The sequence below is a fragment of the Mesorhizobium sp. LCM 4576 genome (assembly GCF_001854815.1).
In the GTDB taxonomy this organism is placed as follows: domain Bacteria; phylum Pseudomonadota; class Alphaproteobacteria; order Rhizobiales; family Rhizobiaceae; genus Mesorhizobium; species Mesorhizobium plurifarium.
The window spans coordinates 1-15,093 of record NZ_MDDT01000030.1 but is presented as its reverse complement, the minus strand read 5'-3'; the positions used below and the strand labels follow the sequence as shown (position 1 = coordinate 15,093).

The following is a 15,093-nucleotide window of genomic DNA, read 5'->3' as shown; positions in this document are numbered from 1 at the left end:
TCCGCCGACCTCAGTGAAGCTTGATTCGCGGTCTCGCGCGCCTGACGACCATCTCGCCGATCGAAGCAAGCGTTGTCTTGGCGAGCCCGTGCACCGCCATGAGATGCATCTTGTGCAGCGAGCGGTAGACGAGCCTAGCAACAAGGCCTTCGATCTTTAGTCCGCCGATCAGGCTGCCGAACGCACCGTAGTCGGCGAGTGAAACGAGCGAGCCGTAGTCACGGTAGCGATACACTGGCGTGGCACGCCCTGCGAGACGTGCTGCAATCACCTTGGCCATGTGATCTGCCTGCTGATGAGCCGTTTGGGCACGCGGCGGCAAGGCGCTTTCCTCGCCCGGAATCACGCAGTTCGCGCAGTCACCGATCGCGAACACATTCTCGTCGCCCACCGCGCGCAAGTTTTCGTCGACGATCAGGCGATTGATGCGATCGGTTTCGAGCCCATCGAGGCCTTTCAGGAATTCCGGCGCCTTGATTCCGGCCGCCCAGACGACCAGTTCGGCAGGCACAAAGAGCTTGTCGCYAAGCCGAATACCGTCTTCGGTCACTTCGGTGACCTTGATCCCGCATCGTATCTGGACGCCCAGCTTGATCAGCAAGCGTGCCGTTGCGCTCGCCATTTGCTCAGGCAGCGCGGGCAGGATCCGCGGCCCTGCTTCGACGATGGTGATGCGGATCAGCCTTTCTAAATCGATATTGTCGAGATTGTGCGACGCAATTTCGCGCATCGACTTGTGCAGTTCCGCCGCCAGTTCCACGCCGGTGGCGCCGGCGCCGACGATGACRCAATGGAGTTGGCCCGGCGACAGCTGCTCATATTGCGCGTTGGCGCGCAGRCATGCGTCGATCATGCGCTTGTTGAACCGGACGGCCTGCTCGGCGGTGTCAAGCGAGATGGCGTGGCGCGCGGCACCCGGTGTGCCGAAATCGTTGCTGACGCTGCCCACGGCCATGACCAGCGTGTCGTAACCCAGAACACGTGGCGGTATGACTTGGCGGCCGTCGTCGTCGAAACTGGGCGCGACGAAAACCTGGCGCTTGGCACGATCGATGCCGAYGATCTCGCCAATGCGGTATCGATACCCATGGCGGCTGGCATGGGCGATGTATTCAACCGCGTCGTGCGACGCGCTCAAGGCACCGGATGCCACCTCATGCAGAAGCGGTTTCCAGATATGAGTGCGGTTACGGTCGACAAGCGTGACGGAAAGCCGCCGGTTGCCGAACTTGCGGCCAAGGCGTGTCGCCAGCTCCAGGCCGCCGGCGCCGCCGCCCACAATGACGACGCGGTGCAGTGACTTGTCCGCGTGCGAAGGGGTCTCCGGGATCGTGCGGAAGAGCGCCGCGTCGTTGGYGAGCACGGCTTCCGGAATCAACCGCATGCCGGGGGTGATGATCTGCATCGGTATCTCCGTATCTTCCTCGGCGTGGCGCATCACTCTTGGGATTCGTGGATCACGATGCCCTGAAGCATGTCGACCTCGCATTCCCAAGGCTTGTCGGTGAGGACGCGCTGCCCGTGCTCGTATCCTGCTTGCCAGCGCGTGCGGATTCCCGAGCGGGTGAAATCGATGTCCTTGGTGTGGTCCTCGCCGTCCAGTCGCGGGGAAAGCAGGCGGACGAGGTGCATGACCGACGGACAACCATAGGAGGCGAGTTCCTTGAACATCGGATCCTCGCGACGCTCCTCGGGCACGAGCCTGCCCATTTCCCGCACGACATGCCGCAACCGATGCAACTGCTCCTGCCGCGCAACGTGGCTCCGGCCGCGGCTGGCGTATTGGAGATCCTTCTGCCGCCCCATGACCTGCCAGATCGATTTCGGCTCGGTTGCGCGGGGCTGCCACATGTTGACGGCAAAGATCAGCGCGTCTCGCCTGGGTCGCGCATCGAGCACCACCTCGATCGGCGTGTTTGAATAGATGCCGCCGTCCCAATAGGGCTCGCCGTTGATGCAGACCGCCGGAAACGCCGGCGGCAAGGCGCCTGACGCCATGATATGCGCCGCCGACAGGATCATCTCGCGCGTATCGAAGTATTTGAGCTCGCTGGTATTGACGTTGACCGCCCCGACCGTCAGCCGCGTGTGGCGACCGTTGAGGTAGTCGAAGTCGACCAGGGTGTTCAGGGTCCTTTTGAGCGGATCCGTCGTGTAATAGGAGGCATTCTCGACACCGACCTCGCGGTTCACTCCGAACATGGCGCTCGGGTTCGGTTCGAAGAATCCCGGAATGCCGCGCATGACCGTGCCCATATTGGCAAAGATGTTGCTCGGCACCATCATCCGGAAAAACTCGTCGAATGGACTGCTGCGGCTGACGCTGTCCCAGAATTCCTGAAGCCTGGGCAGGCGATCGCCGGGCTTGTTCCCGGCAATCACCGCAGCGTTGATGGCGCCGATGGACGTGCCTATGACCCAGTCCGGTTCGATGCCGCCCTCGACCAGCGCCTGATAGACTCCGGCCTGATAAGCGCCGAGCGCGCCGCCGCCTTGAAGGACAAGGACGGTCTGACGTTTGACGTCGCCCTGGTGCCCAGTCGCCGGTTCTGGTAGCGGGGCGGATAGGTTTTGCGTGATCTTGTTCATGGCCTTCGCTCCTCGTGCAGGTCTAGTGAGCGGTCCAACCGCCTTCGATCGGCATCACGGCGCCGGTGATCGAGGCCGCCTCGTCCGACGCCAGGAACAGACACAGCGCGGCAACCTGCTCGACGGTGACGAATTGCTTGGTGGGCTGCGYGGCCAACAGGACATCCTTGATCACCTGCTGCTCGGTGATCCCACGGGCCTTCGCCGTGTCGGGTATCTGCTTCYCGACAAGCGGGGTGAGCACGTAGCCTGGGCAAACGGCGTTGACCGTGATGCCTTGTTCGGCGACCTCCAGCGCGACGGTTTTGGTCAGGCCGGCGACGCCATGCTTGGCCGCGAYATAGGCAGACTTGTAGGGAGAGGCGACGAGCGCGTGCGCCGAGGCCACGTTGATGATGCGACCCCATTTGCGCGCCTTCATCGCCTGCAACRCACGCCGGATCGTGTAGAACGAAGACATGAGATCGATCGCCACGACCGCTTCCCATTTCTCGACCGGGAAGTCATCGATCGGAGCGACATGCTGAATGCCGGCATTGTTGACCAGTATGTCAATGGCGCCGAACTCGGCGATGGCCTTGTCCATCATCGAGGTGATCGCGTCGCCCTTGCTCATGTCGGCATTGTCGTATCGAACGGCGACCCGATGATCGGCGGCGAGCTTTGCCCGAAGCCGTTCGATCTCGGCGGCGTCGCCAAAGCCGTTCAGAACGATGTTGCAGCCCTTGGCCGCGAAGGCTTCGGCGATACCTTGCCCGATGCMGCTGGTCGAACCGGTGATGAGCGCTGTCTTGCCTTTGAACATCGTCTTTTCCTTCTGGTTGCGCGGCCACGAGCCACGGCGCGGGCTCGCTCTGGATCTGAGGATTAGTATGGTGAACCGCCGCAAGCTGYGGAAATGCCGTTGAGACATGGATTCGATAGCTGACGGTCAGATCGTTGGCTCCGAGCCCGGACGCCGATCGACCGGTCGGGTTGTTTGACGTAAGGGCAGCTAGTAAGATTGCGCCGCAATGCGGGCGGTGCCGTATGYGCGTCCAGTGAGGGGGAGCGTGCAGTGGAGATCAGCCAGGTCYGATACTTCTTGGCCGTCGCCAAGGAGCTCAATTTCACCAGGGCAGCCGAGCAGTGCAATGTCACGCAGCCCGCGCTGTCGCGCGCGATCAAGCTCTTGGAAGATGAATTCGGCGGGCCGCTTTTCCACCGTGAGCGCCGCTTCACACATCTTACCGAGCTCGGCCGCATGGTCGAGAGCTATCTCGAAGGCGTCTTCGAGAACTCACGCCAGGCAAAGCAGATTGCCGAGCAATATGTGACGCTGAAGAAGATGCCGCTCAAGGTCGGCATCATGAGCACGATCGCTCCGGACGAGATCGTCGAGCTTATCGCAGCCGTGCGCGAGCACCATCCCGGCGTCGAGTTGCATCTTTGYGATGCGGGCGCGGTGAGYCYCAGGAAAAGGTTGATCGAGGGTGAGCTCGAKGCTKCCATATACGCGTTGCCCTCAGACGTTCCCGATGAAGAAGTGCACTCCCTGCCGCTGTTCCAGGAGCAGATGGTGATGGCTGTGCACCTGGCCCATCGTCTAGCCAACCAGCGCGTTGTGCGGGTGAAGGATATGAGCAACGAAAGCTATATCCACCGCAACAACTGCGAGTTCGCGGGCTACGCCGATGCCATCCTTGCCGAGCAGGGCGTTACGGTCAGCCCGGTCTATTGGAGCGATCGCGACGACTGGACATTGGCGATGATCGCTGCGGGGCTGGGGTTCGGGTTCATGCCCGAACATACCGCCAAGCATCCCGGCGTGGTGCCTCTGCCGATCACCGAGCCGGAGTTCTGGCGCGAGGTCAATCTCGTCACGGTGCGCGGCCGCAGGCATTCGCCCGCGGTCGGCGCATTGGTGCGCGAGGCCACGCAGAAGAAATGGTTCGGTGAGCGGGTGAAGGCGCTGTCCGCCGCCGAGTAGGTTTGTCGGGCAGCATCGTCGCATGCCTACGCGATACCCGGCTACGTGCCCGTCCGTCAGTTCTTCTTGACCGTTGAGGTGACCGACTGAATGACCTCGGTCGCCATCTTGAACTGTGCGGGACGATCCGTGATGCCATGCCGCTTGGCGATCCAGTCGAAATCGCTGTAGGCGGCGTAAACCGAACCGTCGGCAGTCTGGTAGACCAGCACGCGCACGGGCCAGTCGAGCCCGGCCTCGGGGTTGGATGTGATGAAGGTCGTGCCGAGCGCCGGATTGCCGAACATGACGAGCCGTGACGGCCTGACGTCGTTGCCCGCATTCTTGCCAAGCTGTGCCTGGTCGATGACGCCGAAGAACTTGATGCCTTTCTTGAGCACATCCTTCTTAATCCGGGCGACGGTTTCAGCGACGGAATAGTCGCTCTTCACCGTGACGACGCCGTCCGAAGCGGCAGCCGGCAGGGCAACAGCCATCAGCATGGCGGCGCCTGCAAGCAGAGTTTTGAGATGGTTGCTCATGTCGGTCTCCTTGGTTGAATAACTGAGTTGCGGTTTTTGGTTTCAGGGCTTGGGCGTTCGCAGCACGCGCGCGATCGCGATCGCACCGGCGAGAACCGCGGCAAGGACGGCCACGCATGCAGTCCAGCCGACACGGTCGTAGATCTGTCCGATGAGGAAGCTGCCAGCGAGCCCRCCCCCATAGTAGGAAGCCAGATAGATGCCGCTGGCAGCGGCGCGATCGCGCGATGCGGTCCGGCTGACATGTCCCGTGGCTATCGCCTGAGCCAGGAAGGTGCCGACGGCAACGAGCGCCATCCCGACGAGAACGATCGGAAGATTTGGYACAAGCAGTAGAAGCAAACCGATGATCGCCACCGCAAGCGTCGCTCCGATCCCTCCCCTGGGGCCAAGGCTCGCTGCGACTCGGCCGGCAAGCGGAGTGGTCAGCATCGATGRCAGGAAAACGAAATAGACTGCGCCMAGGGCCATCGGCGTGAGCGAAAGCGGGACCGCGACGAGCTGGAAATTCACGTAAGTGAACGTGCCGATAAAGACGAACAGGATCAGAAAGCCGATCGCGAAACAGGCGCGCAGCTCCACATTCCGCAACGGGGCTTTCCAGGCCGTGCGGGCAGGCTGGCCGTCCAGGTCGGCGCGCATCATTGYCGAGGTCTTTTGCAACGTGAACCAGACAAGAGCGGCGCCGAGCAGATTCAGTGCGGCGAAGGTCAGGAAGTTGGTGGAGATGCCGAACGTGTCGGCGACCGCCGCCGACATCAACCGGCCGAAAAAGTTGCTGGCCACATTGCCGGTCACGTAGGCCGCAAGCGCGCTCGTGGTCTGCCGCGCTGAAAAATGCTCGGCCAGATAGGCCATCGTCAGCGTGAAGGCTGTCGACATGCAAAGGCCCTGCGCCACGCGCAGCAAGGCGAAAACAACGATGTTGTCCGTCTGCGACAGCAGCGTTGTCGGTAACGCCAGGATGACCAGGCTGATCCAGATGCCGTTGCGGCGATCGATACCGCGCCCAAAGAGCGCGACAGCGATACCGGCCACCGCCATGCCGAACGTGCTGGCGTTGACGGCGAAGCCCATGGTGGCGCGGCTGACGCCGAATTTCACCACCAGCGACGGCAGGATGGCCTGGGTGGCGAACAGGTCAACGAGCGTCAGGAACGCAATCAGCGCGATGAGRCCGAAGCGCCAGCTGTCTGCTGCAAAAATGCGAACCCTTGTCGGTTCGGTCTGTTCACTCGTCGTCATGACAGGCTCCGTCGCCATTTCCTCGGGCAATCGCCCGAGGATGGACCTTTGGCTTCCTATGTTGGGATCACTTCACCGCTGCGGGCGGCGGCTCACATCATGTGGTCATCGTGCATCGCGGGCGGCAGCACGTCGGCCGAATAGAGCACGGCCGGAACCTTGCCGTTGTTCTTCCACCAGTGGGCGAGCTGGCCGAACTCGGCGGTCACGTCGCCGGCCGGATGCTCGATGCCGACCTTGCAGGTGCTGCGGTATTCGGTGATCGAGCCCTCGACGACCAGAATATTGGCCGGGCGGACATTGTGCTCATGCCACGGCACGACGCCGCCGGGCTGAACGACGAGCTTGCGAAGGCGCAACATGTTGCCTTTCCAGGCTTCGCCCTTGCTGCTTAAGTCGATTGCGGAAAGCACCGTGTCGGTGACGCCGACCGGCTTGCTGGGATGTTCCTGGACATCGGTGGTGGCGGCCTGCCCGGCAGGGCAGTCGCCTGCGAAAGCCGGAGCCGCCGAAAATGCAGCGGTCGCGGACAGCATGCCCAGGGCGAACGCAAGGTTGAGTTTCTTGGTAGCCATCTCGTATTTCTCCTTTGTCGGTGCCCATTCGCGGAAGGCGGGGCATGACGAGGAGAGTGACCGGAGCCTCGTCGAAAGAGAAATGCTGACTGGCTCTTAAATCGATACCTGAAAACTATCGTGGTTCATTTATCGGCGCGAGATTCCGAGCCACGACATAACGCGTGGCCCAGTTCTTTTCTTCGATTTGCTATGCGGCCGTTTTCCTTACCGACAGATCGATGCCGCTTTCGGGCCAGCTGTGTGCCTTGACGCTGTTGACGAAGGTTGATGTAGCCRGCGAAAACCGGCGCCCGGCAACAACGACAAGCGATACCTCTCGCCAAACCTCCGGATCGATAACGGGCCTGATCTGCAAGCCGGGGATGACGGCGCTGAATTCCGGGATGAAGCAGATACCCAGTCCGCCGGAGACCATGTTCTGAATCCAGTCTTCGCGTTCGCTGGCGTAGGAGATCCTGAGCTTCACACCGCGTTCATTGCAAAGGCCTGCAAGGTAGTCGCGATACTCGCAGTTCAAACGCCTGAGATAGTTCTCGCCGTCGAGTTCCGAGATGGCGACATTGTCGTTGCGGGCCAGCCGATGCCCATTGGGAAACGCAAGCACGAACCGCTCGCGATAGAGCGGCGTAACATCGAATCTCTCGGGAAAACTGTTGCTGGACGCCATGATGGCGACGTCGATCTCGCCCGCTTCCAGCAGCTGCGACAAGGATGYCGGCACGCCCTCGACAAGCTGCAGCTGGATGCCTTGCTGGCGCCGGTTGRAATCCGCCAACAGACCGGTAAATCGTCGCGGACCGATTGTGCACATCACCCCAACCTTGAGATTTGCATTCTCCAGGCAGAGGAATCTCGACGCCTCCTGGCGCACGCCGGTCACCTCGTCCAGGATTTGCTGAAATCGGGGGCGGAGCAAAGCGCCCAGATCGGTGAGGTGCGTCAGGTTCCGCTCGCGGCGAAACAACAGGCCGCCGACCTCGTCCTCGAGCTGCTGGATGGCGCGCGACAACGCCGGCTGGGTGACGTTGCACTTCTCGCCGGCGCGCGTGAAATTCCGGGTCTCGCAGACGGCGAGGAAGTAGCGGATGTGATGGATGTCCATGCGTATCGTCCTCAGCTGCATAGATGTATTTGCATGCTCGAAGAGTGCCGCAATGGATTTCAGCTCGCCAATGCAGGAGGGCTATGAAGTCTATAGCAATCGGTCATGCATCCAGCGGATGTGGTTGTTCTTGCCACCAAAAGGGGATGGCGGGCCATGCGCCCGCCATCCTCCTGGTGTTCCGTCGCAGTTCGCAGGTCAATTGGAGYCGCGGAGGGCATAGAGCTCGGCGCAGAATTCCGCGTGCGGCTTGCTCATCGCTGCGTCTTGGCACTCCTTCATCATAGCGCCCCGCTTCTCCTTCGACATTGCTTCCCAGGCCTTCTTGAATTCGGCCTTGGGCTTCATGGTTTTCATGCTGGCATCAGTGAAGAAGGGCCGCATGCTGTCCGGCTCGTCGAGTATGCCGGCGAAGGAAACGCCGCTCAGGATGGAAAGCGCGAAAGCGCCGAGGCAGATAGCTTTAAGGTTCATTTTGAAGTCCTTCTCTGGTTTGGTAGTCGTCCAATCGACAACCGTTTGATTGATTGACAGCAATTCAGAATTACTGGTTTCCTCCTTGCTGACTCGAACCTTGCCGCAATCACCTACCTACTCGCCAATGCCATCTGCGTATGAAGACTATGCCGGTTCTGCATCCACAGATGCTTCCTGGCAAGGGCACTAGTTGACTCCGCTCAAAGCGAGGACATTGGCACAGAATTGGGCATGGGGCTTGCGCATCGCCGGGTCGTCGCATGCCTTCGTCATCTTTGCCCGGTCATGCTTCGACAGGGCGAACCAGGCTTTCTTGAATCCAGCCATCGGTTTCATCGTCTTCATCRTGGCGTCCGTGTAGAAGGTCGGCAATGCGGYGAGGTCGGTAAATGGATTGGCGGACGCCGGGTTCGCGCCAAAGGCGATGGCAAACACGGCCACGCAAGCAAGCTTTCTTCTCATCGTTGATCTCCTTTGCACTCCGGGCGCGGCTTGGGTGAACGGCGCCAAGCCTGATCGAGAACAGAGTGCGRCGCGCGACGACGGGCAGCCAATGCAATCTGCCTATGGACTTCATGCCACCTTGGCATTTCGGCTGAACAAGAAGATGCGGCAGTCTCTCTCCAATCGCCCTTGCCGGCGACCTTGGGGATGGAGACCAGATCATGCTTGCCCAGTCGGAAGTGAGAACAGTCGCAGCCGCCACGCCGACAGCGCATCTTGGTGTCGAAGATCGGACGATCGACATCGTGCTGGCAAACGACGCGCATGCTGCTTTCGTCTGGGGTGTGCTCGACCGGCTGCTGGACGAGCCGAACTGCAACGTGAGCCGAGTTACCGCGTCGGGCTTCGCAGCGATGCAAGCGGCGGTCTTTGCCTATGGGCTGAGCGWCGGCGGCAGGCGCGGCGGGCGGACGGCGCTCGCCAATTTCTGGCGGCGCGTCAGYCACGCCTCGATGTTTGCCATCGACAGAACGAGCCTGCTGCGCTCGATGCTGGAACAATCGATCGACCTCAAGCGGATCCGCGACGAATGCTGCCCCGTGAAACTGGACGTCCTGGCCATCAATGCTCGAACAGACGCTTTGAAGATTTTCTCGGGCGGGCAGCTGTCGGTCGACGCTATCGTGGCGGCGGCCACTGTTCCGTTCCTTTCCCCGGCCATTGAGATCGACGGCGACCTCTATTGGGGCGACGGCGAGATCTCGCAGTTTTCGTCTTCGGCATCAATCGGAGCTCAGCAACGTGTTGTGGTCACCGGCAAGCCATCGATATTTCTAGCACGGTGTCCGGATCGCAGCCTCGCCTCTACCCATTGCGCGACCGGATGTGYCGCGGTTCACGCGATCTTCGACAGCCAATATCGAGCTGCAGCTCCGCTGCTTCTGAGACCCTGGATCGACTGGGGCGAGCTGACTGACATTCGTGACGGGGGACGGCAATCTGCCGACGACTGGCTTGCGGCCGATCTTTCACGCGTCCATGAGCGCCCGACTTTCGACTGCAGAACCCAATTCATCTAGGCGCTTCCCTCCCGCCTAGCCGCGCCTGCTTCGCATACTCCCGAATGCAGGCGCCAGGCCCTCCGGTTCCCCGGCCGGAGGGCCTTTTTCGCACTGCTCTTCAGAACATAGTGGCCGCGTATCAATTCCATGCCGAGACAGCATTTCAGCTCGACATCGCGATCGGAGAGACTGATCCGCAGACGGGCCTCTAGGCCGGTCTTTCTCTCGAAACGCCAACCAGGAGACAAGCCGGTGATCAACACCAAGACCCTCATCGGATCGGCCCTCGCGGCCGCCACCACGCTCGCCGCGACGGCGGCATACAGCGGCCCGGCCGCCAAGCCCGGCTTCGCCTTTGAGAAATGCTACGGCGTCGTCAAAGCCGGCCAGAACGACTGCCAGACCGCCACGCATTCCTGCGCAGGCACGTCCACCGCCGACAACCAGCCGGATTCCTGGCTCTACGTGCCTGCCGGCAGCTGCGCCAAGATCACGGGCGGCAGCGATAAGCCGAAGGCCTGACCAACCTTCCACCTCGAGCCAACCAGACCAGAATGGAGGAGACCGATGTCCGTCATGTTTTCACCTCTCGCAATCCCCGCATCGGCAGGCATCGGTCTTCGCTCGCCTCACATCGCCGAGATGCTCACGCGGCGCCCTTCGGCTGGCTGGCTCGAGGTCCACGCCGAGAACTACATGGGTGACGGCGCTGGCRTCGAGGCGCTGGAAAGGCTGCGCCAGATCTACCCGCTGTCCGTGCACGGCGTCGGCCTGTCGCTCGGCAGCGCGCAAGGCCTGGATCGCGATCATCTGGAGCGACTGCGCAAGGTCTGCGAGCGCTTCGAGCCCGATCYGGTCTCCGAGCATCTCGCCTGGAGCGTTGCGGACGGGGCCTATCTCAACGACCTCTTACCACTGCGCTATGACGATGAGGCGCTGGCGATCGTTGCCCGCAATGTCGGGACGCTGCAGGACACGCTGAAGCGGCGCGTGCTGATCGAGAACCTGTCGGCATACCTGGCCTTCGCGGACTCCTCGATGAACGAGGCGGAGTTCCTGGCAGCGCTCGTGGCACGGACCGGCTGTGGTCTGCTGCTCGACGTCAACAACGTCCATGTTTCCGCGCACAACCTGCAATATGACGCCAAGGCTTTCATCGACGCGTTGCCTGCGGAGGCCATCGGCGAAATCCACCTTGCCGGTCATGCGACCAACCAGGTCGGGACCGACACCGTGCTGATCGACGATCAYGGCTCGCGCGTGCCGCCAGTGGTCTGGGCGCTCTACCAGCATGCCATAGAGCGGCTCGGGCCGCGCCCAACCTTGGTCGAGTGGGATACCGACGTTCCCGTTCTCGATGTGCTGCTCGGCGAAGCGATGTGGGCCGACATGCTCACCGCTTCGATCATGTTCAGCCGCAAGCAAGCCGCGCGACGTGACCAAGCAACCGAAGCGCGGGCTAGGCCTATCCCAGTTTCTTTCGAGCGCGAAACGGCGACCAGCATGCCCGTCCTTGCGGCATTCGCAGCTGCCAGGGTTGCGAAACCCACCGTTTACTTGGCGCCGCCCTCGCTTGAAGAGATATACCATGCTGCCGCTTGAGCACTTGCAGACCAACATGGCGCGCACCGTGCTGGCCATGGAACCGACGATCGCCGCGAAAGCGCTGACCGCCGGCAAGGCCGACCCGCTGGCACGCCTGCGCATCTACCAGAACAACACCCGCAGCTCGCTGACCGCCGTGCTGATGGCGGTTTTTCCGGTCACGGTTCGCCTGGTCGACGAACGTTTCTTCCGCTACGCAGCGAGCGAGTTCATTCGACGCCATCCGCCGGCGGAATCGCGACTGGCGCGCTATGGCGCCGGCTTCCCGCGCTTCCTCAAGTCAATTGACACGTTATCCGACATGCCGATCGTCGCTGAAACGGCGCGGCTCGAATGGGCCATCGCCGAAGCGCTCGATGCGGCTTCCTTGCCACCCCGTAGTCTCGCAGACTTCGAGAATACGGATCTGGGCACATCTCCCGCCATCCTGGTGYAGCCATCGCTTAGGCTGATCGTTTCGCATTGGTCGATCCTGTCCGTGTGGACGGCGCACCAGCAGAACGCCGGCGATCGGCATGGCGGCTGGACAAGGCGGGCCGAACGCGTGGCGTTGTGGCGAGCGGGAGACAGCATCCGGCTCGTTCAGCTCGATCGCGCGAACTTCGCTTTCCTGCACTCCCTGAAGCATGGCCTCGGCCTTGAACATGCCGCCGGCCGCGCGCTGGCRCTCGATCCGGGTTTCGATCTCGTATCCGCGCTCGTGCGTCTTTTCGGCGACGGGCTCGTCACCAACGTGCGAGCCGTCGCGAACTCCCACTCAAACCCATGGAGACAGTCATGACCGCAATGTCAGATCATTCCTCGTCCAGCGCGATCGGCCTTGTCGGCCTCTACAGGCGCATCATCAAGCTGCCCGAACATATACCGTTTTCGCTCCTCCAACTCGCCGCTCGCGTCGCGGTGGCGCATGTCTTCTGGCAGTCGGCCCAGAGCAAGCTAGCGTCCTGGCCAGTGACGCTGCAGCTGTTCGCCAACGAATACAATTTGCCCTTCATCGACCCGTCGATTGCGGCGCCTCTGGCAACGACGGCGGAAATCACCGGCTCGGTTCTGATCTTCCTTGGATTGTTCTCGCGGCTCGCAGCCCTGATGCTGCTCGGCGTCGTGTCCGTCATCCAGGTCTTCGTCTATCCGGAAAACTGGGCCGAGCATCTGCTCTGGGCCTCGTTACTGCTTCTGGTGCTGACACGCGGCGCCGGCGTCTTTTCGCTCGACCACTTTGCCGAGCTGACCCTTTCAGCATCCAGAAAATAGACATTCCGGTTAGGTGGAAACGAAAGGTGCGCGTCTTCATCGTTCACGCTCACCCTGAGCCCAACAGCTTCAACGGCGCGCTAACGCGCGCGGCCGAGCAAGCGCTGGTTGCGACCGGGCACGAGGTCGTTATCTCCGACCTTTATGCGATGGGCTTCAATCCGGTGTCGGATCGCCGCAACTTCACGACCGTGCGCAATGCGAATTACTATCGCCAACAAGCTGAGGAGGCGAATGCCGCCGTTCACGATGGATTTGCCTCCGATATCYAGGCGGAGATGGACAAGCTTTTCTGGTGCGGCGCCTTGATCCTCCAGTTTCCGCTCTGGTGGTTCGGGCTGCCGGCGATTCTCAAGGGCTGGGTTGACCGCGTGTTTGCATCGGGTGGCCGCATCTATGGCGACGGCAAATGGTATGATCGCGGCGTCTTCGCCGGAAAGCGCGCAATGTGTTCCGTCACAATCGGCGGTCCGGCGCCGATCTATTCCAACGGAGGGCTGAACGGCCCGATCGGTTCAATCCTCTTCCCGATCAATCACGGTATGCTGTATTTTGTCGGCTTCACCGTGATCGAGCCTTTCCTTGTGCACGCGCCAGCGCGCATCGGCGACCGTGAACGCCAGCTTTTCCTCAATTTTATCGCGAAAGGGTTCTTAGCCTCGCGCATGCTCCAACCATCGACTATCCAAAGCTCGCGGACTTCGATGCCACATATGTTCTGAAATCCAGATTTCTGGTTCACCAGACATGACGCCGCGTTGACCCTGATTCCGAATTGGGGCGTTAGGATCTCTATTTCCCCGTAGGCGCTGGAGGACGAGAACGCGCGGCTGCGCGGGCTGGCCGACCCCACCTTCGCGAGCGAGGTGGCAAAGGGGCGCAGTTGGAAAGACACGGTGATGCCCCTAGCCGCCGTTTATATCCAGCAGAAGGGACAGGTCCGTTCGCTGTTCGCCAGCCGCTTGTCCGATCCGGCCAGGGATTTTCAGATGCATCTGCAAGACTGGGGGCGGGCCCGCGATGACCCGCTAGCCAGGTTGGACACCATTGACGACGAATTCTGCCCCTGGTTTGCCGCCCGTCAATTCACTGAGATGTGCCATGACGGGTCGGGATGCGCCGGTGCAAGGACGCTGCTCGCCGGTGGGCGGGACCGTTCCGTCCGTGAAGATACCCGCAACGAGTTCCCGATCCTGAAGCCGGCCGTTTAGAAACGTACTGCCGGGGGTGGATGTCCGATCACATCATAATTGATTGTGGCATACACATGTTTGTCGCACTCTTCGCGCTTGGTGGCTTTCGAGGAGGAAAGGCTATGTTGTATCCCGGCCAGGTCGTGACGAATGACGAACTCGACATGCTCACCCGCGTCTACAAGACTATCAGCCAGGAGCGCGGTCTTCCGGCTGACAGCCCTCGGTGCGAGAAAGTTGCCGCCCACATCATCAAGCTCTTCATGAACGGGCTCACGGACGAGGATGAACTGCTGTTTGCCGTGCGCAATCGAGGCCCGCTTGTACCGACCCACCAGATCGAGCGGGGCTTATAAACGCTTGTGATTTTCAAGGACGCCCGAATCGACGATACATAGGTTAAGGCCTCCGCAACGCAGTTTGCTGACTCTATGGCCTCTTGYACTCCGACGACCGTCGAGCCGCACAACGCCCCGGCCCCCGTTCGGCGGTCGTCTTCTTCCCTCGGCTGAAGGCAGGGAACACCCAGGCCTGAAAGAGCTCGGACGTATCGCGGAAAAAGCTCGCCACTACGAGCCGGCGAAAATACTTAGAGTCCTGCTATCCCAAAACATTAGGATGCGCATCGTGCTCGCTGCATCAGGAACGACAGGCGAGGGGTGGACAGTCTGCGCCAAGGACTCATGCATGGTTTTCGGGGCTGCGGCCGATGACCCCGTGGTGCTTCAGAAGTGCGAGAACTCGACCCAATAAAACACCTGCCTGCAAGCATGGACCACCTCATGCGGACGATTGACCCGGCATCAGCGGCCCGCAAGGCGRCAATGCGGGCGAYTGGACAGACGCCGAAATCCTCTCCGGCAGTCACAAAGCCCCTACACGAACATCCCGCCTGACCTGGGGCTTTCGCCCGGATGGGACGGCTGGCAATGACGGTAGTGGAGATGCGGCCGCTATAGWTTCTCGAACCTACTGCAAGTGCGGCACGCGGCAGGACTATGTGGATTCGTGAGCCGTCAGGAAATCGGCCCGGCAAGGCGCGAAGCTGTCGACCA

At 61.4% G+C, this 15,093-nt stretch carries 18 protein-coding genes; 9 read left to right on the top strand and 9 right to left on the bottom strand.

Going from position 1 to position 15,093, the window contains the following annotated elements; all coding sequences use genetic code 11:
* Positions 1-10: 10 nt before the first annotated feature.
* Genes LCM4576_RS19145 through LCM4576_RS19135 form a run of 3 tightly spaced genes read right to left on the bottom strand, consistent with a single transcriptional unit; the run spans position 11 to position 3,394 of the window.
* Positions 11-1,405 (bottom strand): NAD(P)/FAD-dependent oxidoreductase, encoded by a 1,395-nt coding sequence (locus LCM4576_RS19145; RefSeq protein WP_244510845.1) that lies wholly within the window; start codon positions 1,403-1,405, stop codon positions 11-13.
* 32 nt (positions 1,406-1,437) lie between these two features.
* Positions 1,438-2,589, bottom strand: coding sequence for a patatin-like phospholipase family protein (locus LCM4576_RS19140; protein ID WP_041002660.1), 1,152 nt, complete (start codon positions 2,587-2,589; stop codon positions 1,438-1,440).
* Positions 2,590-2,611: 22 nt separating this feature from the next.
* The gene (locus LCM4576_RS19135; protein WP_071033860.1) at positions 2,612-3,394 is read right to left on the bottom strand and encodes a 3-hydroxybutyrate dehydrogenase; all 783 of its coding nucleotides are present in this window, start codon (positions 3,392-3,394) and stop codon (positions 2,612-2,614) included.
* A gap of 252 nt (positions 3,395-3,646) precedes the next feature.
* Here LCM4576_RS19135 and LCM4576_RS19130 point away from each other — a divergent pair, with 252 nt between their 5' ends.
* Entirely contained in the window at positions 3,647-4,558 is a 912-nt protein-coding gene (locus LCM4576_RS19130; protein ID WP_071033858.1) for a LysR family transcriptional regulator, read from the top strand.
* A gap of 56 nt (positions 4,559-4,614) precedes the next feature.
* On the opposite strand, the gene LCM4576_RS19125 is transcribed toward LCM4576_RS19130, so the two are convergent.
* The 6 genes from LCM4576_RS19125 to LCM4576_RS19100 all read right to left on the bottom strand — a co-directional run bounded on the left by LCM4576_RS19125 (position 4,615) and on the right by LCM4576_RS19100 (position 8,943).
* Positions 4,615-5,079 carry a DUF302 domain-containing protein gene (locus LCM4576_RS19125; protein WP_041002666.1) on the bottom strand — a complete coding sequence of 155 codons (465 nt, stop codon included), beginning with the start codon at positions 5,077-5,079 and terminating at the stop codon, positions 4,615-4,617.
* A 42-nt stretch (positions 5,080-5,121) separates the two neighbouring features.
* A complete protein-coding gene (locus tag LCM4576_RS19120) occupies positions 5,122-6,324 on the bottom strand; it encodes an MFS transporter (protein ID WP_071033926.1) in 1,203 nt (400 codons plus the stop codon).
* Between the two features lie 92 nt (positions 6,325-6,416).
* Positions 6,417-6,899 carry a cupin gene (locus LCM4576_RS19115; RefSeq protein ID WP_041002668.1) on the bottom strand — a complete coding sequence of 161 codons (483 nt, stop codon included), beginning with the start codon at positions 6,897-6,899 and terminating at the stop codon, positions 6,417-6,419.
* 190 nt (positions 6,900-7,089) lie between these two features.
* Complete coding sequence (locus LCM4576_RS19110; RefSeq protein ID WP_071033925.1) at positions 7,090-8,004, bottom strand: LysR family transcriptional regulator; 915 nt, start codon at positions 8,002-8,004, stop codon at positions 7,090-7,092.
* 198 nt (positions 8,005-8,202) lie between these two features.
* Entirely contained in the window at positions 8,203-8,478 is a 276-nt protein-coding gene (locus LCM4576_RS19105; RefSeq protein ID WP_071033856.1) for a hypothetical protein, read from the bottom strand.
* Positions 8,479-8,667: 189 nt separating this feature from the next.
* Complete coding sequence (locus tag LCM4576_RS19100; RefSeq protein WP_071033855.1) at positions 8,668-8,943, bottom strand: hypothetical protein; 276 nt, start codon at positions 8,941-8,943, stop codon at positions 8,668-8,670.
* Positions 8,944-9,146: 203 nt separating this feature from the next.
* On the opposite strand from LCM4576_RS19100, the gene LCM4576_RS19095 reads away from it, so the two are divergent.
* The 8 genes from LCM4576_RS19095 (at position 9,147) to LCM4576_RS19060 (ending at position 14,394) form a co-directional block, all read left to right on the top strand.
* Entirely contained in the window at positions 9,147-10,004 is an 858-nt protein-coding gene (locus LCM4576_RS19095; protein ID WP_071033853.1) for a patatin-like phospholipase family protein, read from the top strand.
* 234 nt (positions 10,005-10,238) lie between these two features.
* Complete coding sequence (locus tag LCM4576_RS19090) at positions 10,239-10,508, top strand: DUF2282 domain-containing protein (RefSeq protein WP_052467677.1); 270 nt, start codon at positions 10,239-10,241, stop codon at positions 10,506-10,508.
* Positions 10,509-10,553: 45 nt separating this feature from the next.
* Positions 10,554-11,588 (top strand): DUF692 domain-containing protein, encoded by a 1,035-nt coding sequence (locus tag LCM4576_RS19085; protein ID WP_083361434.1) that lies wholly within the window; start codon positions 10,554-10,556, stop codon positions 11,586-11,588.
* Positions 11,575-12,372 (top strand): DNA-binding domain-containing protein, encoded by a 798-nt coding sequence (locus tag LCM4576_RS19080; protein WP_071033852.1) that lies wholly within the window; start codon positions 11,575-11,577, stop codon positions 12,370-12,372. The genes LCM4576_RS19085 and LCM4576_RS19080 overlap by 14 nt, the downstream gene beginning before the upstream one ends.
* A complete protein-coding gene (locus LCM4576_RS19075) occupies positions 12,369-12,845 on the top strand; it encodes a DoxX family protein (RefSeq protein ID WP_041002678.1) in 477 nt (158 codons plus the stop codon). Before LCM4576_RS19080 ends, LCM4576_RS19075 begins: the two co-directional genes overlap by 4 nt.
* A gap of 26 nt (positions 12,846-12,871) precedes the next feature.
* Complete coding sequence (locus tag LCM4576_RS19070; RefSeq protein ID WP_198540268.1) at positions 12,872-13,567, top strand: NAD(P)H-dependent oxidoreductase; 696 nt, start codon at positions 12,872-12,874, stop codon at positions 13,565-13,567.
* 177 nt (positions 13,568-13,744) lie between these two features.
* Positions 13,745-14,056 (top strand): hypothetical protein, encoded by a 312-nt coding sequence (locus LCM4576_RS19065; RefSeq protein ID WP_041002680.1) that lies wholly within the window; start codon positions 13,745-13,747, stop codon positions 14,054-14,056.
* Between the two features lie 56 nt (positions 14,057-14,112).
* Positions 14,113-14,394, top strand: coding sequence for a hypothetical protein (locus tag LCM4576_RS19060; protein WP_131803266.1), 282 nt, complete (start codon positions 14,113-14,115; stop codon positions 14,392-14,394).
* The last annotated feature ends 699 nt before the right edge of the window (positions 14,395-15,093 follow it).

Coding starts and splice junctions, on each gene's coding strand:
- LCM4576_RS19060 (WP_131803266.1), top strand. CDS start 14,113: ATGTTTGTCGCACTCTTCGCGCTTGGTGGCTTTCGAGGAGGAAAGGCT.
- LCM4576_RS19125 (WP_041002666.1), bottom strand. CDS start 5,079: ATGAGCAACCATCTCAAAACTCTGCTTGCAGGCGCCGCCATGCTGATG.
- LCM4576_RS19075 (WP_041002678.1), top strand. CDS start 12,369: ATGACCGCAATGTCAGATCATTCCTCGTCCAGCGCGATCGGCCTTGTC.
- LCM4576_RS19140 (WP_041002660.1), bottom strand. CDS start 2,589: ATGAACAAGATCACGCAAAACCTATCCGCCCCGCTACCAGAACCGGCG.
- LCM4576_RS19115 (WP_041002668.1), bottom strand. CDS start 6,899: ATGGCTACCAAGAAACTCAACCTTGCGTTCGCCCTGGGCATGCTGTCC.
- LCM4576_RS19065 (WP_041002680.1), top strand. CDS start 13,745: ATGCCCCTAGCCGCCGTTTATATCCAGCAGAAGGGACAGGTCCGTTCG.